Origin of the sequence: Meiothermus sp., assembly GCF_037443965.1 — a bacterium.
Classification (GTDB): Bacteria; Deinococcota; Deinococci; order Deinococcales; family Thermaceae; genus Meiothermus.
Map to the genome: position 1 here is coordinate 46,089 of NZ_JBBINI010000008.1, position 14,812 is coordinate 60,900.

General features: G+C 63.5%; 17 protein-coding genes. 12 read left to right on the forward strand and 5 right to left on the reverse strand.

Annotated features, from left to right (window positions below; translation table 11 throughout):
- Window positions 1-35: 35 nt before the first annotated feature.
- The 4 genes from WKI89_RS06245 to WKI89_RS06260 all read right to left on the reverse strand — a co-directional run bounded on the left by WKI89_RS06245 (window position 36) and on the right by WKI89_RS06260 (window position 2,829).
- On the reverse strand, window positions 36-311 hold the full coding sequence (locus WKI89_RS06245) for a hypothetical protein (RefSeq protein WP_337868311.1): 276 nt from the start codon (window positions 309-311) through the stop codon (window positions 36-38).
- A gap of 44 nt (window positions 312-355) precedes the next feature.
- Window positions 356-1,255 (reverse strand): complex I NDUFA9 subunit family protein, encoded by a 900-nt coding sequence (locus WKI89_RS06250; protein WP_337868312.1) that lies wholly within the window; start codon window positions 1,253-1,255, stop codon window positions 356-358.
- Window positions 1,256-1,262: 7 nt separating this feature from the next.
- On the reverse strand, window positions 1,263-1,853 hold the full coding sequence (locus tag WKI89_RS06255) for a cyclic nucleotide-binding domain-containing protein (RefSeq protein ID WP_337868313.1): 591 nt from the start codon (window positions 1,851-1,853) through the stop codon (window positions 1,263-1,265).
- A gap of 94 nt (window positions 1,854-1,947) precedes the next feature.
- Complete coding sequence (locus WKI89_RS06260; RefSeq protein WP_337868314.1) at window positions 1,948-2,829, reverse strand: MerR family transcriptional regulator; 882 nt, start codon at window positions 2,827-2,829, stop codon at window positions 1,948-1,950.
- A gap of 120 nt (window positions 2,830-2,949) precedes the next feature.
- Here WKI89_RS06260 and WKI89_RS06265 point away from each other — a divergent pair, with 120 nt between their 5' ends.
- The 12 genes from WKI89_RS06265 to WKI89_RS06320 all read left to right on the forward strand — a co-directional run bounded on the left by WKI89_RS06265 (window position 2,950) and on the right by WKI89_RS06320 (window position 14,328).
- A complete protein-coding gene (locus WKI89_RS06265; protein ID WP_337868315.1) occupies window positions 2,950-3,615 on the forward strand; it encodes a class I SAM-dependent methyltransferase in 666 nt (221 codons plus the stop codon).
- Window positions 3,616-3,666: 51 nt separating this feature from the next.
- A complete protein-coding gene (locus tag WKI89_RS06270; protein ID WP_337868316.1) occupies window positions 3,667-4,494 on the forward strand; it encodes a phytoene/squalene synthase family protein in 828 nt (275 codons plus the stop codon).
- Between the two features lie 54 nt (window positions 4,495-4,548).
- Window positions 4,549-6,081 carry an NAD(P)/FAD-dependent oxidoreductase gene (locus WKI89_RS06275; protein WP_337868317.1) on the forward strand — a complete coding sequence of 511 codons (1,533 nt, stop codon included), beginning with the start codon at window positions 4,549-4,551 and terminating at the stop codon, window positions 6,079-6,081.
- A gap of 43 nt (window positions 6,082-6,124) precedes the next feature.
- Window positions 6,125-6,379, forward strand: coding sequence for a type II toxin-antitoxin system HicA family toxin (locus WKI89_RS06280; protein WP_337868318.1), 255 nt, complete (start codon window positions 6,125-6,127; stop codon window positions 6,377-6,379).
- A complete protein-coding gene (locus WKI89_RS06285; protein WP_337868319.1) occupies window positions 6,376-6,837 on the forward strand; it encodes a type II toxin-antitoxin system HicB family antitoxin in 462 nt (153 codons plus the stop codon). The genes WKI89_RS06280 and WKI89_RS06285 overlap by 4 nt, the downstream gene beginning before the upstream one ends.
- Before the next feature lie 45 nt (window positions 6,838-6,882).
- Entirely contained in the window at window positions 6,883-8,076 is a 1,194-nt protein-coding gene (locus tag WKI89_RS06290) for a lycopene cyclase family protein (RefSeq protein ID WP_337868320.1), read from the forward strand.
- Between the two features lie 2 nt (window positions 8,077-8,078).
- Window positions 8,079-9,236, forward strand: a complete 1,158-nt coding sequence (locus WKI89_RS06295) for a carotenoid biosynthesis protein (RefSeq protein WP_337868321.1) — start codon at window positions 8,079-8,081, stop codon at window positions 9,234-9,236.
- Window positions 9,237-9,357: 121 nt separating this feature from the next.
- Window positions 9,358-10,053 carry a lysophospholipid acyltransferase family protein gene (locus WKI89_RS06300; RefSeq protein WP_337868322.1) on the forward strand — a complete coding sequence of 232 codons (696 nt, stop codon included), beginning with the start codon at window positions 9,358-9,360 and terminating at the stop codon, window positions 10,051-10,053.
- A gap of 4 nt (window positions 10,054-10,057) precedes the next feature.
- On the forward strand, window positions 10,058-11,146 hold the full coding sequence (locus WKI89_RS06305) for a glycosyltransferase family 2 protein (protein WP_337868323.1): 1,089 nt from the start codon (window positions 10,058-10,060) through the stop codon (window positions 11,144-11,146).
- Window positions 11,143-12,498, forward strand: a complete 1,356-nt coding sequence (locus WKI89_RS06310) for an FAD-dependent oxidoreductase (RefSeq protein WP_337868324.1) — start codon at window positions 11,143-11,145, stop codon at window positions 12,496-12,498. The genes WKI89_RS06305 and WKI89_RS06310 overlap by 4 nt, the downstream gene beginning before the upstream one ends.
- Complete coding sequence (locus WKI89_RS06315; RefSeq protein WP_337868325.1) at window positions 12,488-13,627, forward strand: cytochrome P450; 1,140 nt, start codon at window positions 12,488-12,490, stop codon at window positions 13,625-13,627. Before WKI89_RS06310 ends, WKI89_RS06315 begins: the two co-directional genes overlap by 11 nt.
- Window positions 13,628-13,665: 38 nt before the next feature.
- Window positions 13,666-14,328, forward strand: a complete 663-nt coding sequence (locus tag WKI89_RS06320) for a haloacid dehalogenase type II (RefSeq protein ID WP_337868326.1) — start codon at window positions 13,666-13,668, stop codon at window positions 14,326-14,328.
- Here WKI89_RS06320 and WKI89_RS06325 read toward each other — a convergent pair.
- Window positions 14,320-14,688 (reverse strand): acyl-CoA thioesterase, encoded by a 369-nt coding sequence (locus WKI89_RS06325; RefSeq protein ID WP_337868327.1) that lies wholly within the window; start codon window positions 14,686-14,688, stop codon window positions 14,320-14,322. The two genes, WKI89_RS06320 and WKI89_RS06325, sit on opposite strands and share 9 nt — an antisense overlap.
- Window positions 14,689-14,812 lie beyond the last annotated feature (124 nt).

Below are 14,812 nucleotides of genomic sequence, written 5' to 3' on the forward strand. Positions count from 1 at the left end.
CCCATAAGCCGAGGTGGGTCACAAAAAACCAAGGGCTATTCAGCTGCGCGTTCTCGGGCGCGGTTGTCTTCCAGGGCCCGGCGGGATTCGCGGAACACGTACAGCACCAACACTGGAAAGGGGATATCCTGCTCGAGGGCATCCTGCACCGCGTAATAACGGCCCGGATCGGCCACCCGCACCCGATGGGCCAGTTCTGACCAAAGCTTTAGCAATCCGTCGCGGCTGTGCGGAAGCACTTCCTCGAAGCGTTTGAGGGGGTCGGTGGGTGTTTTCATTTTCAACAGATAAGGCCGAGCAGACTTAATCACGCTCTCAGGGTAGACCCGGCCTGGTTTTTCAACAGTATTCCAGACTAAGCACCAACCAACCGTTTAGTTGTGAGGATTCCAGGTAACTCCACTTCCAGGGATCGCTCCAACAAAGAAAAAGCGCCACGCATGTGCACAGGGTCAGCAGTATTGCCCATCTTGAGTTGTAAATACTGATCCAGTGTGATAGGGCTGAAGGGCAGTGGGGAGATCAATGGAACCACCCGATCCATCAGGGCCAGCGGAATAGAGAGCAGGGGTTTGCGGGAGCCCAGGGTGTCGCGCACCATGAGCAAAAGCTCGCGGAAGGTGTATTCCTTGGGCCCCACCAGGTTGTAGCTGCGCTGCACGGTGTTGGGGCGGTTCAGGGCCTGCTCGAAGGCTGCGGCTACATCGCCCACCCAGATGGGCCGGAAGACAAAGTGGCCATCGCCAATCAGGGGGATAAAGGGGATGGGGGCGGTTGCCAGGCCCTTCAGAACACCCCCAAAAAACTCGTCGCCCCGGCCAAAAATTAGGCTGGGACGCAGAATCGTCCAGTCCAGCCCCGAGGCTTGTACCAGCTCTTCGCCTTCGGCCTTGGTCTCGTAGTAGCGGCTTCCGGTGCCACGGGCCACGCCCAGCGCCGACATGTGCACAAAGCGCCGGATGCCCGCCGACTTAGCTGCTGCTAGGCTGTGGCGCACCCCCTCCACGTGGGCCTGGCGGAAGGTCTGGTCGCCGCGCTCACGGATGATGCCCACCAGGTAGATCAGGGCCTCGTGCCCCAGGGCGGCCTCCCGAAGACCCTCGTCTTTGGCGGCATCGGCTGCCACATAGCGCACGCCCTCGAGCGGCCCCTCCCCACGCCTCGAGGCGATGGTGACCTGGTGGCCCTGCGCCAAAAGGTGTTGTGCCATGTGGCTGCCCACATAGCCGCTGCCGCCGACGATGAGTACCTTCATCCCTACCTCAAACTGCTTGCAGCATCCGGCTTTCGGCTTCCAGCTCCAGAGTTTTGCGGTCTACCAGGTAAATTTTGCGGTAGCCGGTATCCAGCAGGCCCTCGTGGCGCAGATCGGAGAGTAGTTTGCTGACCGACTCGCGGGTCGAAGCGGTGGCATCTGCAATTTCTTCGTGGCTGGCCGTCACAAAGACCCCGCGTTCATCCTGGCCCTTTGCCGCAGTAGCGGCCAAGTAGAGCAGATAACGGCAGATGCGGCTGCGAAGTTCGCCCCACTGGAGGTGGGTTTCGTAGGCTTGTACCTGTACCATCTGGCTGGCTAGGCTTCCGGCCAGGGCCCGTAGATCGTCGTTGGAAAGCACTTTTGGGTCTACCGCAAAAGCAGCCGCGTCGGTCAGGGCTTCGGCCGTGTACTTGTACTGCCGCTCCGATAAGGCTTCTTCGCCAAAATAGTCGCCGGGCAGGACGTGGCGCAGGGTGAGCTGGCGTCCGTCGGGCAGAATCTCGACGATGCGCACCAGGCCACGCTCGAGGTGATAGAGCACATCTGCACGGTCGCCGGCCCGATAGACCACTTCTTTTCTACGTACCTTTTTCATACTGCCTCCTTGAACCTGGTTTCTAGCCTTACAGCACCACGTAAAAAGGGTAGACTCGTGTCAGGGGGAGCGTTCTCCCTGGGAAAGCCGTACGCTACCACAGGCCCGCCTCCTTCAGCGCTACCGACAACGACTCGGCGAGTTCACGCGGATCGTTGCCCATGTAGGAGGCCCCTAAACGTTCTACCGTGCGGGGATCACCGGCGGCAGCGCGTCCGCCTACTACCACCAGCGGTGCAAGGTGGCGTAGGGCTTGATGTGGGAGGGACTCCAACGAAATGGGCTGCATGGCCGAGAGCACAATGGCTTTGGCATCGGTGCGTTCGGCAAAGGATTTGAGGTCGGCCAGGGGGGTATTGGGGCCAAGGTAATGCACCGTATAGCCCGCCCGGCGCAAAAACAATGCTGTGATCAGGCTACCAATCTCGTGTTGTTCGCCCGGTAGCGTCGAAACCACCAGCGTAGGCCCCAGCGAACCGCCCATCAGATTGAGCAGGCCCTGCAGGGAACCCCGCAAATAGGTACTGGACAGGTGTTCTTGGGCAGTAGTAACCCGGCCCATGTGCCAGCCATCGCCAATGCGTCGCAGACAGGGCGAGATCACATCCATAATTACGGTCTCCATCGGATGTAACTTGTAGGCCTCAGAAAGAATCCGCTCGGCAGCTTCGGTGTCGGCCCGTAACAGGGCTTCCTCGAGCTCGAGCGAAAGGGTTTCGGGGGGGCGCGGCCCTTCCTGGGTTAGGCCCTCGAGGTAGCGCTTGACGGCCTGGGCCGGGGCTACCCCTTCGGCAATCCACTGTTTGATGTGGCGCAGGGCCTCCAGATCGGTCTCGCTGTACAACCTGTGTCCACCTGGCGAACGCTCGGGCCGGGGAAAACCGTAGCGCCGCTCCCATTGGCGAAGTAGCGCAGAGGACAGACCTGTGCGCTCCTCCACTTCGGCGATGGTGTAAACCCCTAGATCGTTGCGCATAAGTAAATCCTTTTGTTACATAATAGGTTAGATTACTGTCTAAGTTATGTCAAGACTTCGTTGGAGAAATCGTCCACAGTTTGTATAAGTTTAGGAATGTATCCGAATCAGAGGTTCAAGATGAGCGAAATTTTTTTAGATCAGCGCAAGCAAGCTCCCATCACGTTGGCAGCACGGACAAACCTGCTTCCCATAACCGCGATGGGCTACGAATTCTGGAGAAAAAGAGCCCTCTCGTTGCTTTCCGGCAGACCTTTTCCGTTGCAAGAAGAGTTTGCCTTATTGGTAAATGCAGTACAACCAGTTGCTGGATCACAATTCCTAGACCTAGGAACTTCTACAGGCCTCTACGCCAGGGCTTTGCTCGATGCAGGCGCAGCCCAGGTCTATGCCCTTGACCTCTCCCCGCCCATGCTGAAAGTGGCGGTCAAGAAAGCCAAGGGATATGCCGGTTTTGTGCCCTTGCTGGCTCGAGCCGAAGCCATTCCGCTGCCCGAGGCTTCGGTGGATGGGGTGGTGGTGGGGGGCAGTTGGAACGAGTTCCCCAACCCCGAGCAAGTTGTACGCGAAATGTACAGGGTGCTTAAGCCGGGCGGGCGGCTCTGGATCATGTTTAGCCACCGCTCCGACGGCCCCCTACAGCGAGTGCTAGAGTGGACAGGGCTGCGCTTTCCTGCCCTTCCTGAGCTAATGGACTCACTACTCAAAAGTGGTTTCAAGGTAGACGGCTGGCGGGAGGGGTTGATAGGATTTGTGACAGGGACAAAAGTCACAATCAAAGGATAAAGGCATTCTTAGCCAATAGTACTTTTCAAGACGGTGCCCCAGGAGATCAGAATGGAACCTAACTGGCAAGCTGTATCGGAAATTATCCGTCGCCATTCGGCCACGTTTTATTACGGTAGCTTGCTGTTTAAGGGTCAGGCTCGCAAGGGTGCTTGGGCTGTCTATGCGGCTTGCCGCATTGGGGACGATGCCGTGGACGAGTCGGCCAACCCCCTGGCCGACCTGAACGAGTGGTGGGTGGGCATCGAGCGGGCCTATGCAGGGGTTCCCAGAGAAGACTGGGAAGTGGCCCTGACTTGGGCTTTGCAACGCTGGGACATCCCAAAACAAGCTTTTGCTGACATGAAAGAGGGTTTTCTAGCCGACCTGAACCCGGTGCGGCTGGACACCCTGGAGGAGCTCTACACCTATTGCTACCGGGTGGCCGGAACCGTAGGGCTGATGATTGCGCCCATTGGTAGGGCGGGGGAGGCTGGGCGGGACGCGGCCATCAAGCTGGGCCAAGCCATGCAGCTCACCAACTGCTTGCGCGATGTGGGCGAAGACCTAGCCCTGGGCCGGGTTTATCTGCCTACCGAGCTGATGCGCAAGCACCAAGTGTCCATCGAAGACCTGCGCCAGGGCGCGATTAGTCCCCGCTACATCGGCCTGATGCGGGAACTGGCCCAGGAGGCCCGCCGACTTTACCGCGAGGGCCTGGCCGGTCTTAAGCACCTGCGAACCGGACGCGGGGCGGTGGCGCTGGCCGCTTTGCAGTACCAGGGCATTCTGGACAAGCTTGAGATGAACGGCTGGGACAACCTCTCGCGCCGGGCCTCGCTTTCCGCTTACGAGCGGGTGATGCTCCTGCCCAAGGCCATCTGGCTGCGGGGGGCTTGAAGCACGGTTCAACCCATTTTGAGCAAGCCCAGACTAGGGTATTATTCGCCCGAGATGCCGGATTTTGACGTGGCGGTGGTGGGCGCGGGGCATAACGCGCTGGTGGCGGCGGCGTATCTGGCCCAGGCGGGCTATAGGGTGGGGGTGTTCGAGCGGCGCAAGGTGCCGGGCGGGGCAGTCTCGACCATTGATTACGAGGGCTTCCGCTTCGACCTGGGGGGGAGTGCCCATATCCTGATCCGCCTGACGCCCATTGTGGATGAGCTGGAACTGCACAAGCACGGGCTGGAGTACCTCGAGCTCGACCCCCTCTTCCACGCTTCGGATGCACGGGAAAGCTGGTTCGTCTGGCGCGACCCCGAGCGCACCGCCGCCGAGCTGGACGAGCGCTATCCGGGCCAGGGCCAGGCCTACCACCGCTTCATGCGCGACTGGCTGCCCTTTGCCCAGGCGGTCAAAGAAGCCTTCCTGGCCTCGCCCAGTCCGCTCAACCTGGGCCGCAAGATGATCTGGGGGGCGGGGTTCGGGCGCGAGTGGCAGAAGCGCCTGCCGCAGATCTTGCGCCCTTACGGTGATGTGGCGCGGGAGTACTTCAGCGAGGAACGGGTGCGGGCCCCCCTGGTCTGGATGGCCGCGCAGTCCGGGCCGCCGCCCTCCGACCCGTTGTCGTCGCCCTTTTTGCTGTGGCACCCGCTCTACCACGTGGGTGGGGTGGCCCGGCCCCGGGGCGGCTCGGGCGGTCTGTCGCTGGCCTTGGTGCGTGCGATAGAAGCCAAAGGGGGGAAGGTGCACCTGGATAGCCCGGTGGCCGGGATTGTGCTGGAGGGCCGACGGGCGGTGGGCCTGCGCCTGGCGGACGGGCAAAGCGTGGGCGCTCGAGCGGTGGTGGCCGGGGCGCACATCCAGAAAACCCTGGCCATGCTGCCCGCCGACCAGACCCCCGAGGTGGCCAAAGGCCTGCGGGTGGGCAACGGCTTTGGCCTGGTGCTGCGGCTGGGGCTTTCGGAAAAGCTTTGCTACCAGACCCACCCCGGCCTCGAGGCCCGCATTGGGCTGGGCCTCCTCATCACCGACGAGCTGCAACTCAGCCGGGCCTATGGCGACTACCTGGCGGGCGAGCCCACCCGCGACCCTCCGCTCATCGCCATGAGCTTCAGCGCGGTGGACGAGACCCTGGCCCCCCCAGGGGGCGAGACCCTGTGGCTGTGGGCGCAGTACTACCCCCATAAGCTGGCCTCGGGGACGTGGGAAACCCGGGCCATGGAGGCCCGGGAGGGGGTGATCCGGAGCTTCGAGCGCTTCGACCCCGCGATTCGCCGCAAGATTGTGGTCGAACTGGTGCAGACCCCGCTCTGGCTCGAGCAGGAGTTTGCCATGCCGTCGGGGAATGTGATGCACCTCGAGATGACCCCCGACCAGATGTTCATGTTCCGTCCCTGGCTGGGGGCCCACGAGTACAGGTTTCCGGGGCTAAAAGGCCTCTACCTGACCGGGGCCAGCACCCACCCCGGCGGGGGCATCATGGGTGCGAGCGGGCGGAATGCCGCCAGGGTGTTGCTCAGGGATTTGAGCCGCAACCGGGTATGACCGTATACCTTTTGTAAAATGATATTACTTGTGATATTATTTTATGGGTGGGCCGATGGGGCAGCTCGAGAAACTGATCGAGAAAATGCGCCGTCTGCCCCCTGAGATGCGCTACGAGGAGGTGGCGAGGGTGCTCGAGGCGCATGGGTTCAAGGAAGTGCGCTCGAGCGGCAGCCACCACGTCTTTCGCCACCCCGATGGTCGAATGCAGATCGTGCCCAAGCACAAAGGACAGGTGGTGAAAACCACGTATCTCAGACAGGTGCACAAGCTTCTGGAGCTGGAGGAGGAGGAATGAGGAAGCCGGCTACACGCAAGCCTTTGGCTTACTATCTGAACCTGCACTACCCCATCACGCTGGTTCCCGAGGCCGAGGGGGGGTACACCGCCCTAATCAAAGACCTTCCGGGCTGCGTCTCGGTGGGGGAGACCAGAGAGGAGGCCTTGCAGATGATTGAGGATGCCAAGCGTTTGTGGCTCGAGGTGGCCTACGAGCACGGCGACGAGATTCCCCTGCCCTCCACCGAGCGGGCTTACGGCGGTAAGGTGCTGGTGCGGATGCCCCCCAGCCTGCACCGCCGGCTGGTGGAGGAGGCCGAGGCCGAGGAGGTGAGCCTGAATCAGTACATCGTGGGCTTGCTGGCCGAGGCCAGCGCCCTCCGCGCCGTGCGGCGTGAACTGTCCAGCCTGCGCGACGATCTTCGGGCACTAAAGCACGGCGCGGAGTTGCGGGGGCTCGAGCGCCCCGCTTTGTAACCCCGGCTAGCCAGGGTCTGGCCTTGCGGCGTAGCCTGTTACCAGGTGAGCGCGGCTTACGACTACGACTACATCATTGTGGGGGCCGGGGCGGCGGGCCTGAGCCTGGCCTACCATCTGGTGCAGGCGGGCCTGCGCGATAAGCGAATCCTACTGCTCGAGCGAGCCCCCAAAACCCTCAACGACCGCACCTGGAGCTTCTGGGAGGTGGGCGAAAGTCCCTTCGAGTCGGTGGTTTTTCGCAAATGGAACCGGGTTTGGTTTCATGGAGAAGGGATATCGCGGCGGCTGGATATCGCCCCTTATGCCTACAAGATGATCCGGGGCCTTGATTTTTATACCTTCATGCAGCGCTGGATTGCAGAGCAACCCAACATCGGCCTGCACTACGGGGAGGTCACCCACCTCGAGGAGACCCCGGAAGGGGTGCGGGTCGAGGCGGGGGGGCAGGTGTTTATGGGCCGCTGGGCCTTTAGCAGCCTGTACCGGCCTGGGCCCAAAAACCCCCGTTATCACTACCTGCTCCAGCACTTCAAGGGCTGGGTGGTGCGAACCCCCCGGCCGGCCTTCGACGCTGGGGCCGCGACCTTTATGGATTTTCGGCTTCCCCAGGAGGGCGCGGTGCGTTTTGCCTATGTCCTGCCTTTCGATGCCCAGACCGCGCTGGTGGAGTACACCCTCTTCTCGCCCGAGCTGCTGCCCCCGGACGCCTACGATGCAGGGCTGCGGGCCTACCTCGAGGGCCCGCTGGGCCTGGCGCAGTACGAGGTGCTCGAGACCGAGTTCGGCGTCATCCCCATGACCGACGCGCCCTTTGCCCGCCGGCCGAGCCCCCACGTGGTGAACATCGGCACCGCCGGAGGCTGTACCAAGGCCTCTACCGGCTACACCTTCCGGCGCATCCAGCAGCAGTCGCGTCGCATTGCCGAAGCGCTTGCCCAGACCGGCCAGCCCTTTTATAGGGAACCAACCTTTAATCGGCACGCCTACATGGACAGCGTGCTCCTGAACGTGCTGGCGCACCGCCGCAGTCCGGGTAAACAGGTCTTCAGCGACCTGTTCCGCAAAAACCCCCCCCAGCGGGTGCTGCGCTTTTTGGATGAAGAAACCAGCCTGCTGGAAGATTTGCAGATTATGTCCAGTGTAAATATTCCGGCGTTTCTGAGGGCTACGCTGGCGGTGGGAAGGTCGCGCTGGTTTCTGACAAAGTCGGGCCGAATGGCGCCCAGGCGAGGGTAGCGGTGGACTTACTGATAACCACCTTGCTGGCTGTTTTGCTCGCGGTTGTTGGGCTGTTCTGGGCACGGTGCGCGGGGCCCGCTGCGGCGGCAGGCCCGGTCTGGCTGCGTGGGCTGGGGGGGCTTTGGGGTATGGGCCTGGCCCTGCTGGGTGCGGTGCTGCTGGTGCTGGGGTGGGGTGGGCTGGTGGGTGCTGCGCTGGCCGGGTGGGGCTGTGTGCTGGCCTTGCTGGCGGTGTGGGGCGGCGATCTGCTCTGGGCAGGCCGCAGGGTTTTGCTGGTTGTAGGCGGGGTCGCTACGCTGTTGGCGGGTGGGGCGGGCTGGTTGTTTTACAAATCGCCTGCACTGGGGATCTGGGCTGTGTTGGCGGCCACGGCCACCGCCCAGGCCCTCTGGCTTATGGCCCAGCCCGAAGCCCGGGCCCGGCTTGGCGGGCTCCGGCAGCGCCTGCAACTTTGGATGGTGCTGCTGGCTTTGGCGGTGCTGGTGCGCATCCCGGTGCCGCTCTGGCCGGAGGGTTTTCCCCTCATCAGCCTAGCGCAGATGCTGCTCATTACCCTGGCGGCCCTGCTGTGGGGTTGGGGGCGGGTGGGGGTGCGAATTGTGCTGCTGGCCACTCTGGCTTTTGCGCTGGGGCTGGGGGTGGAGCTGCTGGGCAGCCAGACCGGCTTTCCCTTTGGGCTTTACAGCTACCAGGGTGCACCGCAGCCCACCATTGGGGGTGTGCCCCTGATCGTGCCGCTGGGCTGGTTTGCCCTGGTGCTCTCGGCCCATGTGCTGGCGGAGGGGCGGCCCTGGCGCACCGGCTTGCTGGTGGTGGCCTGGGATTTGGGACTGGAGGCCCTGATGCCCGCCCAGGGTTACTGGGCGTGGCAAGACCCCAACCCCCTGTGGTATGGGGCGCCCGTCCAGAACTACCTGGCCTGGTTTGTGGTGGGTTATGCCATCTCCTGGATGTATGGACGGCTGGGGCCTGGCCTGCACCAGGATGGCGCTTTTGCCTGGGCCTACCGGCTCGAGGCCCTGTTTTTACCGGTGGGGCTGGCCCTGCTGGGCCTGTGGCCGGCAGCGCTGCTCTGTGGCCTGGCCATGAACGGGCTGGCCTGGTCGGGGTACCTGCGCCTTGGAGGGCATGAGCAGCCTGATGCCAGACTCGGGTAGCTGGTTGCTGCGTGGTGGCGAAATAACCCGACAGAAGGCAGTATTCTAGGATTCAAAAAGAGACCCTCTCGAGGTCTTTTGCTATTTCTTGAATCCAGCGTGGGCAGTGTTAAGGAAACCTATGGAGAAGATGCGCCCCTGGGAACGATTATTGAGCGTGGCCTTCAAGGCTTTGTTTTGCCGCACGGTGCAGCGGGGCCTGCGGGGGGTGTGGGTGCGGGGGGGATGGCCAGGGCAGGCCTGTGTGCTGGCCGGCAATCACCACTCCTGGTGGGATGGCTATCTGCTGCCCGTCTTATTCTGGGGGGCCGGGCGGCCTTTCAAAATTGTGGTGGGGGAGCGCCGCTTGCAGGAGTTTGCTTTCTTTCGCCATCTCGATACGGTCTCGGCCAGCAAGCCCAGGGAGGCGCTGGCCGCCCTTGGGCGGGGAGAGGCGCTGATCGTCTTCCCCGAGGGCGAGCTGCGCCCGCCGGGGCCGCTGGGCGAGCTGAACCGGGGGGTGGTCTGGTTCGCCCAGCGGGCGGGGGTGCCGGTGGTGCCGGTGGCCTCGAGGGTGGTGCTGCGCGGGCACGAGCTGGCCGAGGCCTATCTGGTCTTTGGTGTGCCCATAGAACCCGATTTGAAGCTGTTGCGCGAGCAAATGGAGCAGATGCTGGCCAAACTCGACGACCAGATCCGCACCGCGCCCGCCGAGGAACCGCTGCCGGGTTTCGAACTGCGGCTGGCCGGGCGCAAAAGCACCCACGAACGCATGGCGGCCTGGGGGGCGGCGCTGGGTAAACTGATCGGGCTGGCCGAGCGTAAAGGCGCTCCGTAGTCGTATGCTGTCTATCCTCGAGGTGCTCTGGTATGGGGTGCTGGCCTGGCTGGGCCTCAAGCTTTTGATACTGCTACTGAATATGCTCTTTTTCCCGGTTTTGAAGCGAGAGAAACTGCGCAGGCCGCGCCCCACGGTCTCGCTGTTGGTACCGGCTCGCAACGAGGCCCACAACCTGCGGGAAACCCTGCCGGGCCTGCTGTTGCAGGGGGTGCAGGAAATTCTGGTGCTGGACGACCACTCCACCGATGTGACTGCCCAGGTAGTCGAGGAATTTAGCCGCCAGGATGCCCGCGTGCGCCTGCTTGTGGGCCGGCCCAAACCCGAGGGCTGGATGGGCAAGACCTGGGCCTGCTACCAACTGGCCCAGGCGGCCCAGGGCGAGGTGCTGATCTTCACCGATGCCGATGTGCACTGGCGCAAGCGCGGGGTGCGGGCGGTGCTGGCCCGGATGGAGCACGAACGGGCCGGGCTGGTCTCGGTGTATCCGCTCCAGATGACCCATAGCCTGGCCGAACGGGTGATCCTGCCCCTGATTGACGATGTGCTGCTGTGCTACCTGCCCTACCCCCTCCTCCGAACCCCCTTTCCTTCGGCGTCGGCGGCCAATGGGCAGGTGATGGCCTTTACCCGGCTGGCCTACCTGGCCTCGGGGGGACACGCTGCGGTGCGGGGGGAGGTGCTAGAGGACGTGCGCTTAGCCCAAAAAACCAAGGCCGCGGGGCAGCGCCTGGCCCTGGCCCTGGGGGGTGGCCTGGTGGCGGTGCGGATGTACCGTAGCTTTGCCGAGATTGTGGAGGGCCTGGGCAAGAACCTGATCGAGTTTCACGGGCGCAGCCGGGTGATGCTGGCCCTCTCGTACATGGGGCACCTGCTGGCCTATACCCTGTGCTGGCCGCTGGCCCTGTTCAATCCGCTGTGGCTTTTGATAGGAGTGCTGGGGCTTTTAGAGCGGCTGTTGCTGGGCCTCAAAACCGGGCGGCCAGGATGGGAGTTGGTGCTGGTGCCGCTGGCACCCTTGCTCAGCACGCCCATCTATTTGCGTTCTGCACAACGAAAATATACCTGGAAAGGGCGAGAATATAGCCGATGAAGGCCATTGTGATAGGGGCGGGTTTTGCGGGGCTGGCCGCGGCGCTGCGGCTTAGGAAGGCGGGCCTCGAGGTCACGGTCTTCGAGCAGCTCGAGGCGCCGGGCGGCAAGGCCATCGGCTGGGAAGGGGTGCCCACCGGTCCCACCGTCCTGACCCTGCCCGAGATTCCCCGCCGCATCTTCGAAGCGTTTGGGGCTATACTGCCCGAACTCAAGCCGGTCTCGCCCCTCACCCGCTACACCTGGCCCGATGGGCGGGTGTTCGCGCCGAAACTGGATCAGGAGGCCACCCTAAGCCAGCTCTCGCTGCAGGAAGCCCGGCATTACCGGCGCTTGTTGGACACGGCCAGGACCATGTACGAGGGAGCCAAAGATACCTTTATCTTTGGCCCACCGCCCCCGACTTATGGCCTGCTGCGGTATGGCCTGCGCGATGGCCTGAAGGCCCACCCCACCCGGTCGCTGGCGGCCCTGGTGCAGTCCGGCCCTTATCTGACCCCGTTTTTCCTGCGCTTTGCCACCTACTTAGGGGCCAACCCCTACCAGGCTCCGGCGGTGCTGCACAACATCGCCTGGGTGGAGCTGGGGCTGGGCGTGTTTCATCTGGCGGGGGGGATGCGGGCCCTGGCCGACCACCTCTTCCAGTTGGCTCTGGCCCAGGGGGTTCAGTTTGCCTTTGGGCACAAGGTCTTGCAGATGCAGCGGTTGCCAGGCCGCGTGGGTGCGCTGCAAACCGACCAGGGCTGGCACAGCGCCGACCTGTATATCTCAGCCGCCGACCGGCACTTCACCCTAGGGTGGCTGGACCTGCCCCTGCCGACCTATGCCCTGGGGGTCTCGGGCTTTGCGGTGCTCTTGAAGCTGGCCGAGGCGGTACCGCTGGGCCACCATATCTATTTTTCGTCAGACTACCGGGCCGAGTGGCAGGCGATCGCCGCCGGGCGCTGGCCCCAGGACCCCACCCTGTACCTGCACACCGACGGCGAGGCCGCCTTCTTGCTGGTGAACGCACCCCCGACGGGCCGAGCGCAGCCCCCAAACGCCGAGGACTACGCCTGGCTGTTGCTGGGAAAGCTCTCTCAGGTGCACCCCCTGCCCATTGCGGCCTGGCGGGCCATGAGCCCCCAGGACTACAGCCTGACCGCCTACCGTGGGGCCCTGTACGGGCGGGCGCCGCACGGGCTGCTGGGGGCCCTGCGGCCTGGCTGGGCGGTGGCGGGTCTGCGCAATTTCGCGCAGGTGGGCGGAACGGTTCACCCTGGAGGGGGGGTTCCGCTCTCTATGCTTTCGGGCTGGAATGGGGCGGGGTGGCTGCTGGATAGAACGCGTGGAGGAGGCGGGCTTGAGCCTTAAGAGCCCCAATGCTGTAAGGGATACTGGGCTCAGGGGATTGCCCCAGCCCAAGGGCCATCCCTGGGGGCCTTGGGCCCACCTGCCCCGCTGGGCGGGGGCGCCTCTGGCCCTGCTCGAGGAGGGGGCGGCCCTGGGGCCCATCTTTGCCCTGGGCCTGGGCCGTCCGGCGGTGGTGGGATATAGCCCCGACTGGAACCGCCATCTGCTGACTGACCTGGAAACCTTTCGCTCAAAAGGCAGCTTTTCCAGCCTGGTGCCCTACCTGAACGGCGGCATCATCACCACCGATGCCCCCGCGCACAGGGCCAGGCGCCAGGAACTCAACCCCCGGTTTCATGCCAAGGCCCTGGGGGGGCTCGAGGCCCGTATCCGCACGGCCTTGCAAGAAATCCGCCCCCAGGGCGTGTTCGAGGCCAACCGCTGGGCTTCTCAGGTGGCCCAGACCAGCCTCAATGTGGCCTACTTTGAGGGGCAGTTTCCCAAGGCAGAGCTGGCCCGGTTCTTGGCACCGCTCAAACAGCCCTTTCCCGCTCCCTTGTGGCCGCGGCCCCTGCTTTTTGCCCGGGTGCGCCGCCGGGTGGCCGAGATGCAGGCGAGGGGTTTGGGGCTGGCCGCCCATCTGCCCCTGGAGGAGGTGCTGATCGGGCTGGCGGCAGGTTACGACACCACTGCCCACACCCTGGCCTGGGCCGTGTGGCACGCGGCCCGCTACCCCGACTGGCACAGCTCGGCGGGGCATCCCTTGCTCATCAAGGAGATCCTCCGCCTGTACCCGCCGGGCTTTATCGGGAGCCGCCGGGTGGCACGGGCCCTCGAGTTTGACGGAATCCTCATTCCCCAAGGTGCGCTGGCCCTTTACAGCCCCTACCTGACCCACCGCCACCCCGACCTGTGGCAGAACCCCCTGGTGTTTGACCCGGCGCGCTTCGAGGGCCGCATCCCGGCCTGGGGGTATCTGCCGTTTGGCGGGGGGGAGCGTATCTGCCTGGGGATGCACTTCGCCCAGATGGTGCTGGGGGTGGCCCTTGCGCTCTTTGGGCGCCTCGAGCCCCTGCAAGGCGACCCCCAGCCCAAACCCGGCCTAACCCTGGCCCCCAGGGGCGAACTCTGGTTGCGGGCAGTGGAGTAACGCCTTCGTGTAAGCCTGCTTTTTTGCTACCCTAAAGCATGCCTAGTGCAGTGGTCTTTGATGCATACTCGACCTTGTTTGATGTACAAGGTCTAAGCCAGTTCTGCGACGCCATCTATCCGGGTCGAGGGGCTGCGCTTGCTGAGTTGTGGCGTAGGAAGCAGCTCGAGTACACCTGGCTGTTGTCTTTGATGGGGCAGTACCAAGATTTCTGGACGGTCACCCGCATGGCCCTGCACCATTCCTGCAGTGCCTTGGTTTTACCCCTGAGCGCCGATCATCAAGCGCAACTGCTGGAAAGCTACCTGGCCCTGGAACCCTACCCCGAGGTGCCTCCGGTGCTGCGACGCCTCTCCGGGCGCTTTCCGCTGGCCATTCTGTCCAATGGAACCGAGGAGATGCTGAGTAAACTGCTACACCACAACCGCCTGGAAGGCTATTTCAGTCAAATCCTTAGCGTCGAGAGCGTCAAAACCTACAAGCCCCACCCAAAAGCCTATGACCTGGCCGTCCGGGCCTTTTTTGCGACTCCCGAAGAGATTGTTTTTGTTTCGTCCAACGGCTGGGATGTGGCTGGGGCCAAGGCGTTTGGTTTCAGGGTTGCCTGGTGCAACCGCACGGGTGCGGCGCCCGAGACCCATGCCCCCGACCCCGACTCGACGGTGGGGAACCTCGAGGAACTCGAGTCCCTCCTACTCTGATGCCGTATCCACGGGGGTTGGTTTGCCCTGCTCGTCAACGGCCACATAGGTCAGGTTGCCCTTGGTAGCCAGTACCTTGGACTCGCGCAAGTTTTCGCGGTACACCTCCACCTCAACCGTTAGCGAGGTGCGACCTACCCGCACGACTTTGGCCACCACTTCCAGCAGGTCGCCTACCTTGATGGGCACCTCGAATACCACCTCGCCCACCCGCACCGTCACACAGCGTTTGCGAGCACGACGAATGGCCGCATAGGAGCCCACTTTGTCCATCAGGCCCAGTACAAAACCACCAAAGGCGTTGCCACCAGGGTTGGCGTGTTCGGGAAAAACCAGTTCCAGTGTGCGGGCTTCGCTCATACCATCACCGCACATAGCCTATCGCACTCTTCACGGACGTGGCCTCCCATCCGGGAGGCCACTGTGCTGTGCAGGACAAAGCAGTTGTGAGCGGCGCATTGTGAAGAGCGCTCCAAGGGGTTGC